The organism is Streptomyces sp. NPDC021115 (assembly GCF_044333065.1).
GTDB lineage: Bacteria > Actinomycetota > Actinomycetes > Streptomycetales > Streptomycetaceae > Streptomyces.
In genome coordinates this window covers 650,986-665,328 of the sequence record NZ_JBIRQF010000002.1, presented here as the reverse complement: position 1 = coordinate 665,328, position 14,343 = coordinate 650,986, and the positions used below count along the sequence as shown (strand labels likewise).

General features: G+C 71.5%; 13 protein-coding genes and 1 tRNA gene. 3 read left to right on the top strand and 11 right to left on the bottom strand.

The window, feature by feature from the left end; genetic code table 11:
• Window positions 1–122: 122 nt before the first annotated feature.
• From ACH4TL_RS08635 to pgsA, 4 genes are read right to left on the bottom strand one after another with little or no spacing between them, the layout of a single operon-like run.
• The gene (locus ACH4TL_RS08635) at window positions 123–665 is read right to left on the bottom strand and encodes a hypothetical protein (protein ID WP_398309886.1); all 543 of its coding nucleotides are present in this window, start codon (window positions 663–665) and stop codon (window positions 123–125) included.
• Window positions 666–676: 11 nt separating this feature from the next.
• Window positions 677–1,873 carry a glycosyltransferase family 4 protein gene (locus ACH4TL_RS08630; RefSeq protein WP_398309889.1) on the bottom strand — a complete coding sequence of 399 codons (1,197 nt, stop codon included), beginning with the start codon at window positions 1,871–1,873 and terminating at the stop codon, window positions 677–679.
• Window positions 1,870–2,799: a phosphatidylinositol mannoside acyltransferase gene (locus ACH4TL_RS08625; protein WP_398309892.1), complete on the bottom strand. Its 930-nt coding sequence runs from the start codon at window positions 2,797–2,799 to the stop codon at window positions 1,870–1,872. The genes ACH4TL_RS08630 and ACH4TL_RS08625 overlap by 4 nt, the downstream gene beginning before the upstream one ends.
• Entirely contained in the window at window positions 2,796–3,464 is a 669-nt protein-coding gene (gene pgsA, locus ACH4TL_RS08620) for a phosphatidylinositol phosphate synthase (RefSeq protein ID WP_398309895.1), read from the bottom strand. The genes ACH4TL_RS08625 and pgsA overlap by 4 nt, the downstream gene beginning before the upstream one ends.
• Before the next feature lie 206 nt (window positions 3,465–3,670).
• Here pgsA and ACH4TL_RS08615 point away from each other — a divergent pair, with 206 nt between their 5' ends.
• A complete protein-coding gene (locus ACH4TL_RS08615; protein WP_398309898.1) occupies window positions 3,671–5,881 on the top strand; it encodes an elongation factor G-like protein EF-G2 in 2,211 nt (736 codons plus the stop codon).
• A gap of 186 nt (window positions 5,882–6,067) precedes the next feature.
• On the top strand, window positions 6,068–7,723 hold the full coding sequence (locus ACH4TL_RS08610) for a hypothetical protein (RefSeq protein WP_398309901.1): 1,656 nt from the start codon (window positions 6,068–6,070) through the stop codon (window positions 7,721–7,723).
• A gap of 81 nt (window positions 7,724–7,804) precedes the next feature.
• Here ACH4TL_RS08610 and ACH4TL_RS08605 read toward each other — a convergent pair whose 3' ends face one another.
• The 4 genes from ACH4TL_RS08605 to ACH4TL_RS08590 form a co-directional block, all read right to left on the bottom strand.
• Complete coding sequence (locus ACH4TL_RS08605; RefSeq protein WP_398309904.1) at window positions 7,805–8,365, bottom strand: HIT family protein; 561 nt, start codon at window positions 8,363–8,365, stop codon at window positions 7,805–7,807.
• A gap of 72 nt (window positions 8,366–8,437) precedes the next feature.
• On the bottom strand, window positions 8,438–10,417 hold the full coding sequence (gene thrS / locus ACH4TL_RS08600) for a threonine--tRNA ligase (RefSeq protein ID WP_398309907.1): 1,980 nt from the start codon (window positions 10,415–10,417) through the stop codon (window positions 8,438–8,440).
• A gap of 129 nt (window positions 10,418–10,546) precedes the next feature.
• The gene (locus tag ACH4TL_RS08595; RefSeq protein WP_398309910.1) at window positions 10,547–11,764 is read right to left on the bottom strand and encodes a hypothetical protein; all 1,218 of its coding nucleotides are present in this window, start codon (window positions 11,762–11,764) and stop codon (window positions 10,547–10,549) included.
• Window positions 11,764–12,342, bottom strand: a complete 579-nt coding sequence (locus ACH4TL_RS08590) for a DUF4365 domain-containing protein (protein WP_398309913.1) — start codon at window positions 12,340–12,342, stop codon at window positions 11,764–11,766. Before ACH4TL_RS08590 ends, ACH4TL_RS08595 begins: the two co-directional genes overlap by 1 nt.
• Window positions 12,343–12,504: 162 nt before the next feature.
• On the opposite strand from ACH4TL_RS08590, the gene ACH4TL_RS08585 reads away from it, so the two are divergent.
• Window positions 12,505–13,230, top strand: coding sequence for a 3'-5' exonuclease (locus tag ACH4TL_RS08585; RefSeq protein WP_398309916.1), 726 nt, complete (start codon window positions 12,505–12,507; stop codon window positions 13,228–13,230).
• 15 nt (window positions 13,231–13,245) lie between these two features.
• On the opposite strand, the gene ACH4TL_RS08580 is transcribed toward ACH4TL_RS08585, so the two are convergent.
• From ACH4TL_RS08580 to ACH4TL_RS08570, 3 genes are all read right to left on the bottom strand, one after another.
• A complete protein-coding gene (locus ACH4TL_RS08580; RefSeq protein WP_398309919.1) occupies window positions 13,246–13,620 on the bottom strand; it encodes a VOC family protein in 375 nt (124 codons plus the stop codon).
• A 112-nt stretch (window positions 13,621–13,732) separates the two neighbouring features.
• A tRNA-Val gene (locus tag ACH4TL_RS08575) sits at window positions 13,733–13,804 on the bottom strand.
• A gap of 65 nt (window positions 13,805–13,869) precedes the next feature.
• Complete coding sequence (locus tag ACH4TL_RS08570) at window positions 13,870–14,337, bottom strand: SRPBCC family protein (protein ID WP_398309922.1); 468 nt, start codon at window positions 14,335–14,337, stop codon at window positions 13,870–13,872.
• Window positions 14,338–14,343 lie beyond the last annotated feature (6 nt).

The following is a 14,343-nucleotide window of genomic DNA, read 5'->3' as shown; positions in this document are numbered from 1 at the left end:
CCGGGTCATGGGCGTGTGTGGTACACACACGTACGAAACCCGGTCAGGACGCGCCCCGGCAAGGGCCAATCGAAGGCCGGTGGCTCCGAAGCCCTCAGGCCGAAGCCCTCAGGCCGAAGCCCTCAGGCCGCCGCGCGCGCCACCAGCGCCGCCGGAGGCTCGTCGTCCATCTCGAACGCCAGCGGGAACGGGGCATGGCCCGCGAGCCGGAACCAGCGCACCTTGCGGTGGCGGCGCAGCGCCCGCGCCGCCCGTACCGCGTCGTTGTGGAACCGCCGCGCCATCGGCACCCGGCGCACCGCCTCGGCCAGCTCCTCCAGCGCCGCCTCGCCGCCCGGCGCCGCCCGCACCGCCTCGACCTGCGCGGGCTCCTCGAAGACGGCCCGCAGCGCCTGGCTCAGCTCGCTCTCGGCGACCTCACGGTGCTCCTCCTCGGCCTGCCGGGCGGCGTGCGCGGCCTGATAGAGCACCATCGACGAGGCCGGGTCGAGCACTCCGGCGGTGCCCAGCTCCTGGGTGATGGAGGCGCGGCGCAGCAACTGCGCGTCCAGCGCCGCCCGCGCCGCGTCCTGACGGCTGTGCAGCCGGTCAAGACGCCCCGCGGTCCAGCTCAGATAGACGACGACGGCCACCAGCGCGACCGCGACCCAGATCAGTGTGCTCACGCCGCGCCACGCTACCGCCTACCGGCCCGCCCCTGTCCGGCCCTGTCCTCGTCGCGGGTCAGGCCCAGGCGGGTCAGGAGGCGGACGCGGTCGTCGGCGTCGACGGACGACGTACCGTCCGTCACCGTCTCGTAGACCGCCAGGACGTCCGCCCCCACGGTCGACCAGTCGAAGCGCCGCACATGGCTGCTGCCCCGCTCCCGCAGCTCCGCGCGCCGGTCCGGGTCGCCCAGCAGCCGTACCGCGGCGGCCGCCAGCGCGTCCGCGTCCTCGTTGGCGAACAGCTCACCGGCCGCTCCCCCGTCCAGGACCTGGGCGAAGGCGTCCAGGTCGCTGGCGAGGACCGGCGCACCCGCTGACATGGCCTCGACCAGGATGATGCCGAAGCTCTCGCCGCCCGTGTTGGGCGCGATGTACACGTCCACGCTGCGCAGGAAGCGCGCTTTGTCCTCGTCGCTGACCATCCCCAGGAACTCGACCCGCTTCCGCAGCTCCTTCGGCAGCTCCTCGACCGCCTCCTTCTCGTCGCCGCGCCCGGCGACCAGCAAGCGGGTTCCGGGCCGCTCGGCGAGGATCTTCGGCAGGGCGCGCATCAGCACCGGCAGCCCCTTGCGGGGCTCGTCGATGCGGCCGATGAACCCGATCGTGTCGCCCTGCCACTCCTCCTTCGGCTCGGCGTCGGCGAAGAAGCCCACGTCGACACCGTTGGGGATGACGACGGCGTCGCCGCCCAGGTGCTCGACCAGGGTCCGCCGCGCGTACTCGCTGACCGCGATCCGCGCGCTGATCTTCTCCAGCGCGGGCTGGAGGATCGGATACGCGGCGATCATGGCCCGCGAGCGGGGGTTGGAGGTGTGGAAGGTGGCGACGATCGGGCCCTGCGCCGCCCAGCAGGCCAGCAGCCCGAGGGAGGGCGAGGTGGGCTCGTGGATGTGGATGACGTCGAAGGCGCCATCGTGCAGCCAGCGCCGCACCCGCGCTGCGGACAGGAAGCCGAAGTTCAGCCGGGCCACCGAGCCGTTGTACGGCACCGGGACCGCGCGCCCCGCGGAGACGGCGTAGGGCGGCAGCGGGGTCTCGTCGTCCGCGGGGGCGAGGACGGAGACCTCGTGGCCGCGCCGGATGAGGTGCTCCGCCAGGTCGCGGATGTGGAACTGCACGCCACCCGGTACGTCCCAGGAGTAGGGGCAGACGATCCCGATCCTCACGTCTTCTCCATTCCAGGACTCTGCTCCAGGTCTCCTCGACCGTGATCCAGATCGGCGAGCCACAGCCGCTGGAGCATGTGCCAGTCCTCCGGGTGCTCGGCGATCCCCTCAGCGAACGCATCGGCGACCCGCTGGGCCATGACGGCCGTCTGCTCGGCCCGCGTGCCGTCCCGCACCACCTCGACGGGCGGATGGACCCGCCCCCGCATGACCGGGGACTCGTCGTACCACAGGGTGACCGGCAGCAGCAGCGCGCCGGTCTGCGCCGCGAGCAGCGCCGGGCCCGCGGGCATCTTCGCGGGCTCGCCGAAGAACGACACCTCCACGCCGGAGGCGGACAGGTCCCGGTCGGCCACCAGACAGACCAGACCGCCCGCCCGCAGCCGCCGGGCGAGGGTCCCGAACGCGGCTCCGCCCTCGTGCGGCAGCACCTCCATGCCGAGCCCCTCGCGGTAGGCGACGAAGCGGTCGTACAGCGACTCCGGCTTCAGCCGCTCGGCGACCGTGGTGAACGGCACCTCCAGCTTGGTGGTGACCCAGGCCCCGGCGAGGTCGTAGTTGCCCATGTGGGGCAGCGCGAGGACCACCCCGCGGCCGCTGGCCAGACCGTCCACCAGATAGTGCGCGTCCTTGATCTCGACGCCGCCGCGGATGCGCTCCGCGCTCCAGGTGGGGAGCCGGAAGGACTCCATCCAGTAGCGCATGTACGACCGCATGCCCGCCCGGGACAGCTCGGCCAGCCGCCGCGGCGATGCCTCGGGGACGACGCGCGCCAGATTGGCCTCCAGGCGCAGCACACCCTTGCCGCGCCGCTTCCACGCCTGGTCGGCGATCCGCTGCCCGAGGCGCACCGCGGTCGGCTCGGGGAGCTTCTTGACCGTGCTCCAGCCGAGCCCGTAGAGCGCGTCGGTCAGCCTGTCCTTCACCGTGTCTCGCCCCCCTGGGCCACCGGCCGCTCCGTGGCGTCCGCCTCGGCGGCCTCCCGGCGCACGGTGACCACCCGCTGCACGAGGGTCACCGCACTGCCCACCGCGACGATCCACAGCGCGATCGGAAGCAGGATCTCGATGTGCGGCACACCGAACATGTGCAGGCCGGACAGACCGCAGGCGACCAGCGAGATCACCAGCCGCTCGGCGCGCTCCACCAGCCCGTTGACGTTCACCGGCAGCCCGATGCTCTCGCCGCGCGCCTTGGTGTACGAGACCACCTGGCCGCTGGCGAGACAGAAAATCGTCACCGCACACAACACATTGTCGTCGCCCCCGCCCGCGTACCACAACGCCAGACCGCCGAAGATCGCCCCGTCGGCGACCCGGTCCAGCGTCGAGTCGAGGAACGCTCCCCAGCGGCTGGAGCGGCCCAGCTGCCGCGCCATATTGCCGTCGATCAGGTCCGAGAAGACGAAGAGCGTGATGACGACGGTTCCCCAGAAGAACTCACCCCGGGGATAGAAGACCAGCGCACCCGCGATCACACCACCGGTTCCGGTGAGCGTCACCGCGTCCGGGCTGACGCCGAGGCGGATGAGCAGGGCGGCGAACGGTGTGAGAACACGCGTGAAGAAAGCACGCGCGTACTTGTTCAGCATGGCCTTCCCGGTGGGTCGATACGGGCCGGATGGTCAAAAGGCCACCGGCGGGCCCATCGTAGCCAGGCGCCACCGGGGCGCAGCGCACCTGTCGGACCGCTCCCACACCCCTCCCGTACGACGCCCGGATGTGCGACGTATGGACGCACCGTGACCTCGGTGGAAAGCTCGAAGTATCGCAAGGTGTCGACCGGGAGGCGAGACACATGGGCGACAAGACGAACACACACCCAGGGGCCGCCGGAAGGGCAGCGGCGGCCGACCGGCCCAGCTCCCTGCGGAATGTGGTGCTGGTCGGCCACAGCGGGTCCGGGAAGACGACGCTGGTGGAGGCCCTGGCGCTGGCGACCGGCGCGATCAACCGGGCCGGCCGGGTCGAGGACGGCGGCTGCCTCTCCGACCACGACGAGATCGAGCACCGGCAGCAGCGCTCGGTGCAGCTGTCACTGGTCCCCGTCGAATCGGGCGGGATCAAGATCAATCTGCTCGATACCCCAGGTTATGCCGACTTCGTCGGGGAATTGAGGGCCGGTCTGCGGGCAGCGGACGCGGCCCTCTTCGTCGTTTCGGCGGCCCAGGACGCGGTGGGCATCGCGGGCGCCACCCGCATGGTGTGGGAGGAATGCGCGGCGGTCGGGATGCCGCGCGCCATCGTGATCACACACCTTGAGGCGGCCCGCGCCAGCTTCGAGGAAATGACCGAGATCTGCCGCCGGACCTTCGGCGGCGACGACCCCGACGCCGTTCTGCCGCTGTACCTGCCGCTGCGCGGCGAACCGGCGCCGGACGGGCACGCCCCGGTGACCGGGCTGATCGGCCTGCTCTCCCAGCAGGTCTACGACTACTCCTCCGGGGTGCGGACCGAGACCCCGCCCACCGACGGCCAGGTCCCGCTGGTCTCGGAGGCCCGCGACCGGCTCATCGAGGGGATCATCGCCGAGAGCGAGGACGAGACCCTCATGGACCGCTATCTGGGCGGCGAGGAGATCGACGTCAAGACGCTGATCGACGACCTGGAGAAGGCCGTCGCCCGCGGCAGCTTCCACCCCGTGCTGGCCGCCGCGCCCGCCGCCGACGGCTCCAAGCAGGGCCTCGGCACCACCGAGCTGCTGGAGCTGATCACCCGCGGCTTCCCGACCCCGCTGGAGCGCGAGGCACCCGCGGTCACCACTCCGCAGGGCGCCGCGTGCCCGGCGCTGGTCTGCGACCCGGACGGGCCGCTGGCCGCCGAGGTCGTCAAGACTTCCTCCGATCCGTATGTCGGCCGGATCTCGCTGGTCCGGGTCTTCTCCGGGACGCTGCGCCCTGACGAGACGGTGCATGTCTCGGGGCACGGCCTGGAGGACCGCGGCCATGAGGACCACGACGTGGACGAGCGGGTGGGCGCCCTGTCCGCGCCGTTCGGCAAGCAGCAGCGCATGCTGTCCCAGGCCATCGCGGGCGATCTGGCGTGCGTCGCCAAGCTGACCCGCGCCGAGACCGGGGACACGCTTTCGGCCAAGGACCGGCCGCTGCTCATGGAGCCATGGCAGATGCCCGACCCACTGCTGCCCGTCGCCATCGAGGCGCACAGCAAGGCGGACGAGGACAAGCTGTCGCTGGGCCTCTCCCGGCTGGTCGCCGAGGACCCGACGATGCGTCTTGAGCAGAATCCGGACACCCACCAAGTGGTGCTGTGGTGCCTGGGCGAGGCCCATATGGACGTCGCGCTGGAACGGCTGCGCGCCCGCTACGGGGTCCAGGTGGACGCGGTGCCGTACCAGGTCGCGCTGCGCGAGACGTTCGGCGCCAAGTCCACCGGGCGCGGACGGCACGTCAAGCAGTCCGGCGGGCACGGCCAGTACGCGATCTGCGAGATCGAGGTGGAGCCGCTGCCGGGCGGCTCGGGCATCGAGTTCGTGGACAAGGTCGTCGGCGGCGCGGTGCCCCGGCAGTTCATCCCGTCCGTCGAGAAGGGCGTACGGGCCCAGGCGGCGCGCGGCGTCTCCACCGGAAATCCGCTGGTCGACGTGCGGATCACGCTGCTGGACGGCAAGGCGCACTCGGTGGACTCCTCCGACGCCGCCTTCCAGACGGCGGGCGCGCTCGCGCTGCGCGAGGCGGCCGCCGACACCTGGATCGAGCTGCTGGAGCCAGTGGTCAAGGTCGGCGTCCTGATCTCCGACGACTACGTCGGCGCCGTCATGAGCGACCTGTCCGGGCGGCGCGGCCGGGTCGTCGGCACCGAGCAGTCGGGCGGTGGGCGGACCCTCATCCAGGCGGAGGTCCCCGAGATCGAGATCGGCCGGTACGCGGTCGACCTGCGGTCGCTGTCGCACGGCACGGGCCGCTTCAGCCGCTCGTACGCCCGGCACGAGCCGATGCCGCCGCACGTCGCCGAGCGGGTGCGCGGCGAACGGGCCGCGGCCGGGGCGTAGTTCACGGGCCGCTGCGACGCCGTCCGCCCCAACTCCGCCGGGGTGGGCGGCGGTCGGCTCGCGCCCTCCGCGGGGAGGTGAGGACGGGGAAGTTTTCCACAGGCAACCACGCCCTGGCGACAGGCGGTACGCACCCCGGATACGCTGAGGTCGCAGCGCAAGCGGCGTGCGGTATTGGGGGCGTTGGTGACGGACGGATTCGATTTCAGTCCCGGGGCACAGGTGCCCCTGTCCGGGTCGGATGGAGAGACGGCGGCGACACAGGCCCTGGCCTCCGCCGCCTACCGTGACGACCCGGTGGCGAAGCTGCTGGAGGCCAACTCCGAGTGGACCGTCTCGGAGGTGAAGGCACCGAAGATCTCGCTGTTCGAGCCGAACCTGGGCGAGGCGTTCTCGCGCGCCGTCCAGCTGCGTATGCTCGGCGGCGGCCGCAAGCAGGTGATCCAGTCCTTCGGCACCGAGCCGCAGACGATCGTCGAGCACTGCCTGGCCGCCAACCGGATCCGCAAGGTCCGCGACGCCCGCCTCACCGTCGTCATGGTGATCTTCGGGCTGCTCTTCCTCCCCGGGGCGCTGCTCTGGCTCGGCGCCTTCCAGCTGCGCCGCTCGGTGGCCGGAGCCCAGGACAAGCGGATGGGGGCAATCGGCACCGTCCTGATGGCGGCCCTCGGCATCTTCGTCCTCATCTTCCTGGTGAAGCTGCCGTTCAACGGCTTCTGGGGCATATACCTGCGCGGTGTGGTGGTCGCCCCGGTGATCGGCTGGTACATCGCCAAGCAGATCTGCGAGCGCACCTCCAAGGAGCTGCGCGACTACTGGGGCGGGCTGCTCTCGGGCACCGGCGTCGGCGCCAAGGTGCCCGAGACGGTGCCCAACCACCCGGGCCAGACCTCCGCCGAGGTGCTGCGCAAGTCGCTGCACAAGCTCACCGCCGAGCAGTACAGCAACGTGGTCTTCTACGCCGGCCCCAAGGGCATACTCGGGATGGGTACCCGCTGGGGCAGCTGGCAGCTCGCCGAGGACCTGGTGTCGGCCGACCCCGACAAGGAGATCGACCCCTTCCGCAGCTGGGACGTCATACGGGCGATCCACGACCAGCTGCGCATGCTGGAGCGCACCCCGCTGCACACCGGCGGCTTCACCAGCCCGCCCCAGGTGCGCCACTGGGTGGTCTCCCCCATCGGGGAGGGTGCCAAGTCGGTCGAGCGCGGCGGCGCCTCCGAGGAGGAGGGCTTCCAGATAAAGGGCGTCGAGCTCCAGCGGATCTGCGATCAGCAGCAGTTCGGCTCCGGTGACCGGCACTATCTGGGTGTGCAGTTCGTGCTGTGGGACGGCCAGTTGGTGATCACATTCATGATCACGGTGACGCTGCTGCACAAGACGATGCGCATCGAGGTCACCGGGCATGCGCTGGGCCCGGTGAACTCGCTGTTCTTCGGCAAGCCCTCGGCGCCCTCGAAGACGGTTCCCAAGACCTTCCGGTTCTGGGAGACCAAGTCGGTTCCGCTGCCGCTGGTGAAGCCCTCCGAGGTGGTGCGGCTCGCCGCGCGCGCCCCCTTCACCTGGTACCCGCCGATACTCGACCACCTCGGCGGCAAGCTCGTGCTGCCCGAGCCGTTCGGGCTGCGCCACGCCTGGGCCGACAAGCCCTGGCGGCACCGCTTCATGGCGGACGACGCGCTGCGTACCGCCACCCCCGTGCTGCGGGTGGTCCACGAGGCGGCGATCGGCGTGCTCAAGCACCACGGCGTGGACACCGAGCGCTTCGGCAACCGCTCGCTGGCCCTCAGCGGCCAGATCCAGGACGCCTCCCCGAAGAAGGCCGACCTCTACGACGCGTAGGCCCCGGCGTGACGAAAGGGGCGTGGCCCCCGGCGGTCTGCCGGGAGCCACGCCCCTTTTCGTGTCGTACGGCGGTGCTGCTCAGCCCTTCGGCCAGGCGTCGGCGAGCAACCGGCGGGTGTCGGCGAGCAGTTGCGGCAGCACCTTGGTGCGGCCGATGACCGGCATGAAGTTGCTGTCGCCGCCCCAGCGGGGCACCACGTGCTGATGCAGATGGGCGGCGATCCCGGCCCCCGCGACGGTGCCCTGGTTGAGCCCGATGTTGAAACCGTGTGCTCCCGAGGCGGTGCGCAGCGCGGTCATGGCGGTCTTGGTGAACTCGGCCAGCTCGATCGTTTCCTCGGCGTCCAGCTCGGTGTAGTCGGCCAGGTGCCGGAACGGAACGATCATGAGGTGCCCGCCGGTGTACGGGTACAGGTTGAGCACGGCGTAGACGCGCTCCCCCCGGGCGATGATCAAGCCGTCCTCGTCGGACTTGTCCGGAATAGAGCAGAACGGACAGCCATCGCCCGACCCCGGGCCGGTGGGCTTGTTCTCGCCCTGGATGTACGCCATCCGGTGGGGCGTCCACAGGCGCTGGAACGCGTCCGGCGTCCCCACTCCGATCTGCTGCTCCGGCTCACTCGTCATGCGGGCCAGCATATTCGCCCCCGGCGCCCTGGGATGCGACGAGGGGCGGCCCCCCGGCCGGGAGCCGCCCCTCATGGCTTTGGATCACACCTGGATGCGGCGCTCCACGGCGTCGACGATCTCGGCGATGGCGTCCTGGACCGGGATGCCGTTCTTCTGCGAGCCGTCGCGGTAGCGGAAGCTCACCGCGTCGTTGGCGACGTCCTCGTCACCGGCGATGACCATGAACGGGACCTTGCTGCGCTGAGCGTTGCGGATCTTCTTCTGCATGCGGTCCGAGGACGAGTCGACCTCCACCCGCAGGCCCTTCGCGCGGGCCTGGGCGGCGAACTCCTCCAGGTACGGCACATGGCCGTCGCCGATCGGGATGCCGACCGCCTGCACCGGGGCGAGCCACGCCGGGAAGGCCCCCGCGTAGTGCTCCAGCAGGACCGCGAAGAAGCGCTCGATCGACCCGAACAGCGCCCGGTGGATCATGACGGGCTGCTGGCGCGAGCCGTCGGCCGCGGTGTACTCCAGGTTGAAGCGCTCCGGCTGGTTGAAGTCGACCTGGATGGTCGACATCTGCCAGGTACGGCCGATCGCGTCCCGCGCCTGGACCGAGATCTTCGGGCCGTAGAAGGCCGCGCCGCCCGGGTCCATGACCAGCTCAAGGCCCTGCTTCTCGGCGGCCTTGCGCAGCTCCTCGGTGGCCTCTTCCCACTGCTCAGGCCCGCCGATGAACTTGTCGGAGTCGTCGCGGGTGGACAGCTCCAGATAGAAGTCGTTCAGACCGTAGTCGCGGAGCAGGTCCAGCACGAAGGTGAGCAGATTGTCCAGCTCATCGGCCATCTGCTCCTTGGTGCAGTAGATGTGCGAGTCGTCCTGGGTGAAGCCCCGGGCCCGGGTCAGGCCGTGGACCACGCCGGACTTCTCGTACCGGTAGACCGTGCCGAACTCGAACAGCCGCAGCGGCAGCTCACGGTAGGACCGCCCGCGCGCCCTGAAGATCAGGTTGTGCATCGGGCAGTTCATGGCCTTGAGGTAGTAGTCCTGGCCCTCGAACTCCATGGGCGGGAACATGCCCTCCATGTAGTGCGGCAGGTGGCCCGAGGTCTCGAAAAGCTTGGCCTTGGTGATGTGCGGGGTGTTGACGAACTCGTACCCCGACTCCTCGTGCCGCTTCCGCGAGTACTCCTCCATCTCCTTGCGGATCACGCCACCGCGCGGGTGGAACACCGCCAGGCCCGAGCCCAGCTCGTCCGGGAAGGAGAACAGGTCCAGCTCGGCGCCCAGCTTGCGGTGGTCGCGCTTCTCGGCCTCCGCCAGGAAGTCCAGGTACGCCTTCAGCTCGTCCTTGGTCGGCCAGGCGGTGCCGTAGATCCGCTGGAGCTGCGGGTTCTTCTCGCTCCCCCGCCAGTACGCGGCGGCGCTGCGCATCAGCTTGAAGGCCGGGATGTTCCGGGTGGTCGGCAGGTGCGGACCACGGCACAGGTCCTTCCAGCACAGGTCGCCGGACTTCGCGTCGAGGTTGTCGTAGATCGTCAGCTCGCCCGCGCCGACCTCGGCGGAGGCGCCCTCGGCGGCGTCAGCGGCCGACCCCTTGAGGCCGATCAGCTCCAGCTTGTACGGCTCGGCGGCCAGCTCCTCACGGGCGGCCTCGTCGGTGACCGCACGGCGCGAGAACCGCTGGCCCCTCTTCTGGATCTCCTGCATCTTCTTCTCGATGCGCTTGAGATCGTCCGGCTGGAACGGGGTCTCGACGTCGAAGTCGTAGTAGAAGCCGTCCTTGATCGGCGGGCCGATGCCGAGCTTGGCCTCGGGGAACAGCTCCTGCACGGCCTGCGCCATCACATGCGCGGTCGAGTGGCGCAGGATGTCCAGACCGTCCTGGCTGGTGATCTCCACCGGCTCGATCTCTTCGCCGTCGGCGGGCTCGTACGCCAGGTCCTTCAGCTGCCCGCCCACGCGCGCGGCGACGATCGAGCGGTCGCCGGCGAAGAGGTCCGCCGCCGTAGTGCCCGTCGTCACCACGCGCTCTTCCCGCTCGGAATCGCGTTGGATGACCACACGGACGTCTGACACCGGTCTCTCCTGACTGAAGGATCGCTACCCGCGGCGAATGCCGCGCAGCGAGAATCGTACCGAGCCGACCGGCCCGACCGCGAAACGGTTGTCCTGGCGGGCAACGACGGCGGCGCCGCCCCGGCGCGCTCAGTCCTCGCCGCACGCCTCCTCGAAGAAGTCCGGGTTCTCCTGGAGCGACTTGAGCAGCCGGTCCCGCTCCGCGTCGTCCACCCGCACCGGTGCCACGCCCCCGGCTCCGCTCAGCCGCCGGAAGCCGCCGCGGCTCTCCAGCCGCCCGCTCACCCGGATCGGCAGCCCGACCAGATGGGCATGGCCCGCGATCCGGTAGTCGTCCTCGTCCAGCACGATCCGCAGCTGCGCCACGTCCGCCCCGGCCAGCACCCGCAGCCGCACCGTCCCCGGGCCGCCAGGACCGGCGCGGCCCAGGCGCACCACGGCGCCGGTGACCCGCACGGGGACGGACGGCTCATCCCGTACGTAGCGGGCCCCGGCCTCGCGCAGCCCCGGCAGGTCCCCGGGCGTGAACGCGACGGGTTCGGGCCGGGTGGAGAACCCCGGCGGCGGACCGGCGGCCGCTGACCACTCCAGGGCCATCCGCGCGCCCTCGGTGCCCTGGACGAGCGCGACGACGGCCTCGGTCAGCTCACGGCTCGCCCCCGCCGCCACGGCTGCGTCGAACGCCTCCATGCCGCCGGTGGCCCGCTGGTAGTCGACGGCGTCGCGCAGCGCGTACAGGGCGCGCAGCAGGGTGGCGGTGACGGCCCGGCCGTCCTCGACGGGGACGAAGACGGTCAGCTGATGGCCGCCCGACGCGGCGCCCGCGGGGCCGGTCAGCACGTGTTCCAGAGATGCCTCGGCCGCCCGGCGGTGCCGTGCGCCGTAGTACCCGGCCCTGCCCCGGGCGGCGAGCGCCCCGGCCAGCAGGGTGGCCCTGGCGGCGGCGCGCAGCCGCTCCTGCGCGGGCCAGGCGGCGCCGCCGTGGGACCCGTCGTGGGACTCGGGCATCTCTCGCCACCAGCGGATCTCGTCGCTGGGCACGGCGAGTCCGGTCAGCACCTCGCGCGCGGAGGGCGCGGCGCTGCGGGCCAGGGCGAGCAGCGCCTCGCCGAGGAGGTCGACGCTGTCGGGGAAGTCGCGGCGCTCGGGCACGAGCAGGCTGGTGCCCGGCAGCTCGCCCGGGGGCGTCCAGCGGGCGTAGCGTCCCCGGGCGCCGCCGCGGCGGTGCCAGCCGTGCCGGGCGAGGAGCGCGCCGAGGACGGCGGGGTCCACCTCGTCGGGGCGGGGCGCGGGCGTATGGAGCCTGGGCTCCGGAAGGCGATGCGTGGGGGGCCGGTCGCGGTCCATCAGGGTCTCCCTCCCGCCCCGACCCGGGTCATGATCTCGCAGAGCGCGCGGTCGTCGAAGATCCGCGAGGTCGGGATCCGCACGGTGGTCCGGCGGCGGCCCGTCACCGGGTGGCCCGCCAGGTTGATCCAGTAGCAGCAGTGCCGCAGTGCCAGACGGTCGTGACCGGCCCGTATCCAGTCGTCGCGGTCGCGCGGCACGATCATCACCACAAGGATCTTGTGCACCGAGACCGGGCTGCGGGCGAGCTTGACCAGATGGTCGTTGTCGAGGGTGAAACCGAAGGTCGGGCCGGGCGGATGCGGTGCCAGCTGGTACGTGGCCTTCAGCTGCACCTTGATCGTCACCTCGTCGTCCACGGCGTGGCCGGGCGCGCTGTGGCTGACGTGCCAGTCGATGCCGTGGTCCGGGAAGGGCTGCGCGAGCGAGCAGCCCGCGGCCGCCGCGACGGCGTGCAGATAGCCGACCTGGAGCGTCTCCATGCAGGCGGTGGTGGCGATGTGGCCGCGCGAGGGCGCGGTCCGCTCGGGCAGCAGACCGCTCGCCGACGGGGCCGGTTCAGGCTGCGCGAGCGCCATGTGCGTGACGCCTTCCGGTCGTCGCCGGTGTCCGTACACCTGTGTTGTCTCCCCGTCAGTTGCTGTGCAAACAGCGGTGGTTCGTCCATCCCCCTCCGGGTATCACCAGGTCGGGGCGGGGTCCGGAGGTCATGGGGCACGTATGCACGAGGAGTTGAGGCCATGTCGTCCTGGTTCGAGGGGCCGCTCGCCGCGTTCGACACGGAGACGACGGGGATCGATGTCGAGCACGACCGGATCGTGTCGGCCGCTCTCATCGTCCAGCGCGGCGCGGGAAGCCTGCCGGAGGTGCGGCGCTGGCTGGTGAGCCCGGGCATACCGGTGCCGCGGGCCGCGACAGAGATACACGGGCTGACCGATGAGCATCTCCAGCGGCTCGGCCGATGGCCCGCGCCGGTGATGGACGAGGTGGCGCGGGCGCTCGCCGAGCAGACGGCGCGGGGCACCCCGGTGGTGGTGATGAACGCCCCGTTCGATCTGACGCTGCTGGACCGCGAGTTGAAGCGGCACCGCAATGCCACCCTGGCGACCTATCTGTCGCTGCGCGCGCTGTGCGTCCTCGATCCCCGGGTGCTGGACAAGCACCTGGACCGCTACCGCAAGGGGCGCCGCACGCTCACCGATCTGTGTGCGCACTACGGCGTCGAGCTGACGGGCGCGCACGACGCGGCGGCGGACGCGATGGCCTCCCTGGAGGTCGTGCGGGCGGTGGGCCGCCGCTTCGCGTCACGGCTGGAGAAGCTGACGCCCAGTGAGCTGCACGACCGCCAGACGGTCTGGTACGCGGCGCAGGCGCGCGGCCTCCAGGCGTGGTTCGCGCTCAACGGCTCGGACGAGGTCTGCGACCCGGCGTGGCCGCTGCGGCCGGACCTCCCGGCGGCAGCCTGAGGCACATCCGGTCTCTCAGGCGTGCCGGAGCCGGAACGGGTGCCCGGCCGGGTCGGAGTAGAGGCGGACGTCGTTCGGGCCGCCGTTGTCCTTGGTGTCCAGCGGCCGCGCGCCCAGGTCGACGACCTGGCGTTCGACGGCGTCCATGTCGTCGACCACGAGTTCCAGATGGGCCTGCTGGGAGTCGTCCGGCCGGGGCCAGCTCGGCGGGGCGTAGCCGTGGTCGCGGAGGAAGGCCATGCGGGCCCCACTGGGGGCGGTGATGTCGATCCGGTCGAGGCTGGTCACCGGCGTGATCTCGGCGCCGAGCACGGTGGCGTAGAACTGGGCCAGCTCTTCGGGCTCGGCGCAGTCCAGGGACAGGACGACGGTGGTGGTCGTGACGGCCATGGGCTCCCTTTCGATTCGTCCGCGGGAGCCAGGCGGGTACCCAGGTCGGGCGGCGGCACGCCCGGAAAGCACCGGGGCCGGGCCGCCTGTTGGCGGCCCGGCCCCGGATCGGTGGGCGATACTGGGTTCGAACCAGTGACCTCTTCGGTGTGAACGAAGCGCTCTCCCGCTGAGCTAATCGCCCGGGATGTTCGCCCGGGTCTTCCCCGGTGGAACGACCTGAACAATACAGGTCGGGCGAGGTGTGGTTCAAACCGGATTCCGGTCGGGCCGCCGGGTGAGCATCCGGGCCCGCAGCCCCCGGCGCCCGGCGCGCATCATCAGGGCGTGGTTGGCGCGGAACAGCGGCCGCCCGAGCACCGCGAAGCGCCGCAGCAGCGGTTTGCGCGCCACCACGTCCTGCTCGAACAGGGCGCGGGTGCCCGCGCCGCGCGCGGTGACCGTCCAGCGGGCCCAGCCGTCCAGGTCGCCGGAGAAGTCGATCCGCAGCGTGCCGCGGGCGGGGTCCCGGTGTGCCTCGGTGACGGTGACGCGCAGGTCGTACGGGATGAGGGAGCGGAAGCGGGCGGTGCCGGTGCGGTCGTCGAGCCGCCGCACCTCACGGACCTGGGGCCACCACCGCGGATAGCCGTCGGGGTCCGCCAGCGCCGCGAAGACGGCGGCGGGCGGTGCGTCGAGGTCCCATCGGCAGTGGAAGCGGTAGTGGCACCAGTCCATGTCCTC

Bases quoted from the DNA above. Each gene is read 5' to 3' on its own strand.
- pgsA (WP_398309895.1), bottom strand. From the start codon at position 3,464: ATGCTGAACAAGTACGCGCGTGCTTTCTTCACGCGTGTTCTCACACCG.
- ACH4TL_RS08615 (WP_398309898.1), top strand. From the start codon at position 3,671: ATGGGCGACAAGACGAACACACACCCAGGGGCCGCCGGAAGGGCAGCG.
- ACH4TL_RS08605 (WP_398309904.1), bottom strand. From the start codon at position 8,365: ATGCTGGCCCGCATGACGAGTGAGCCGGAGCAGCAGATCGGAGTGGGG.
- ACH4TL_RS08595 (WP_398309910.1), bottom strand. From the start codon at position 11,764: ATGGACCGCGACCGGCCCCCCACGCATCGCCTTCCGGAGCCCAGGCTC.
- ACH4TL_RS08590 (WP_398309913.1), bottom strand. From the start codon at position 12,342: ATGGCGCTCGCGCAGCCTGAACCGGCCCCGTCGGCGAGCGGTCTGCTG.
- ACH4TL_RS08585 (WP_398309916.1), top strand. From the start codon at position 12,505: ATGTCGTCCTGGTTCGAGGGGCCGCTCGCCGCGTTCGACACGGAGACG.
- ACH4TL_RS08580 (WP_398309919.1), bottom strand. From the start codon at position 13,620: ATGGCCGTCACGACCACCACCGTCGTCCTGTCCCTGGACTGCGCCGAG.
- ACH4TL_RS08570 (WP_398309922.1), bottom strand. From the start codon at position 14,337: ATGGACTGGTGCCACTACCGCTTCCACTGCCGATGGGACCTCGACGCA.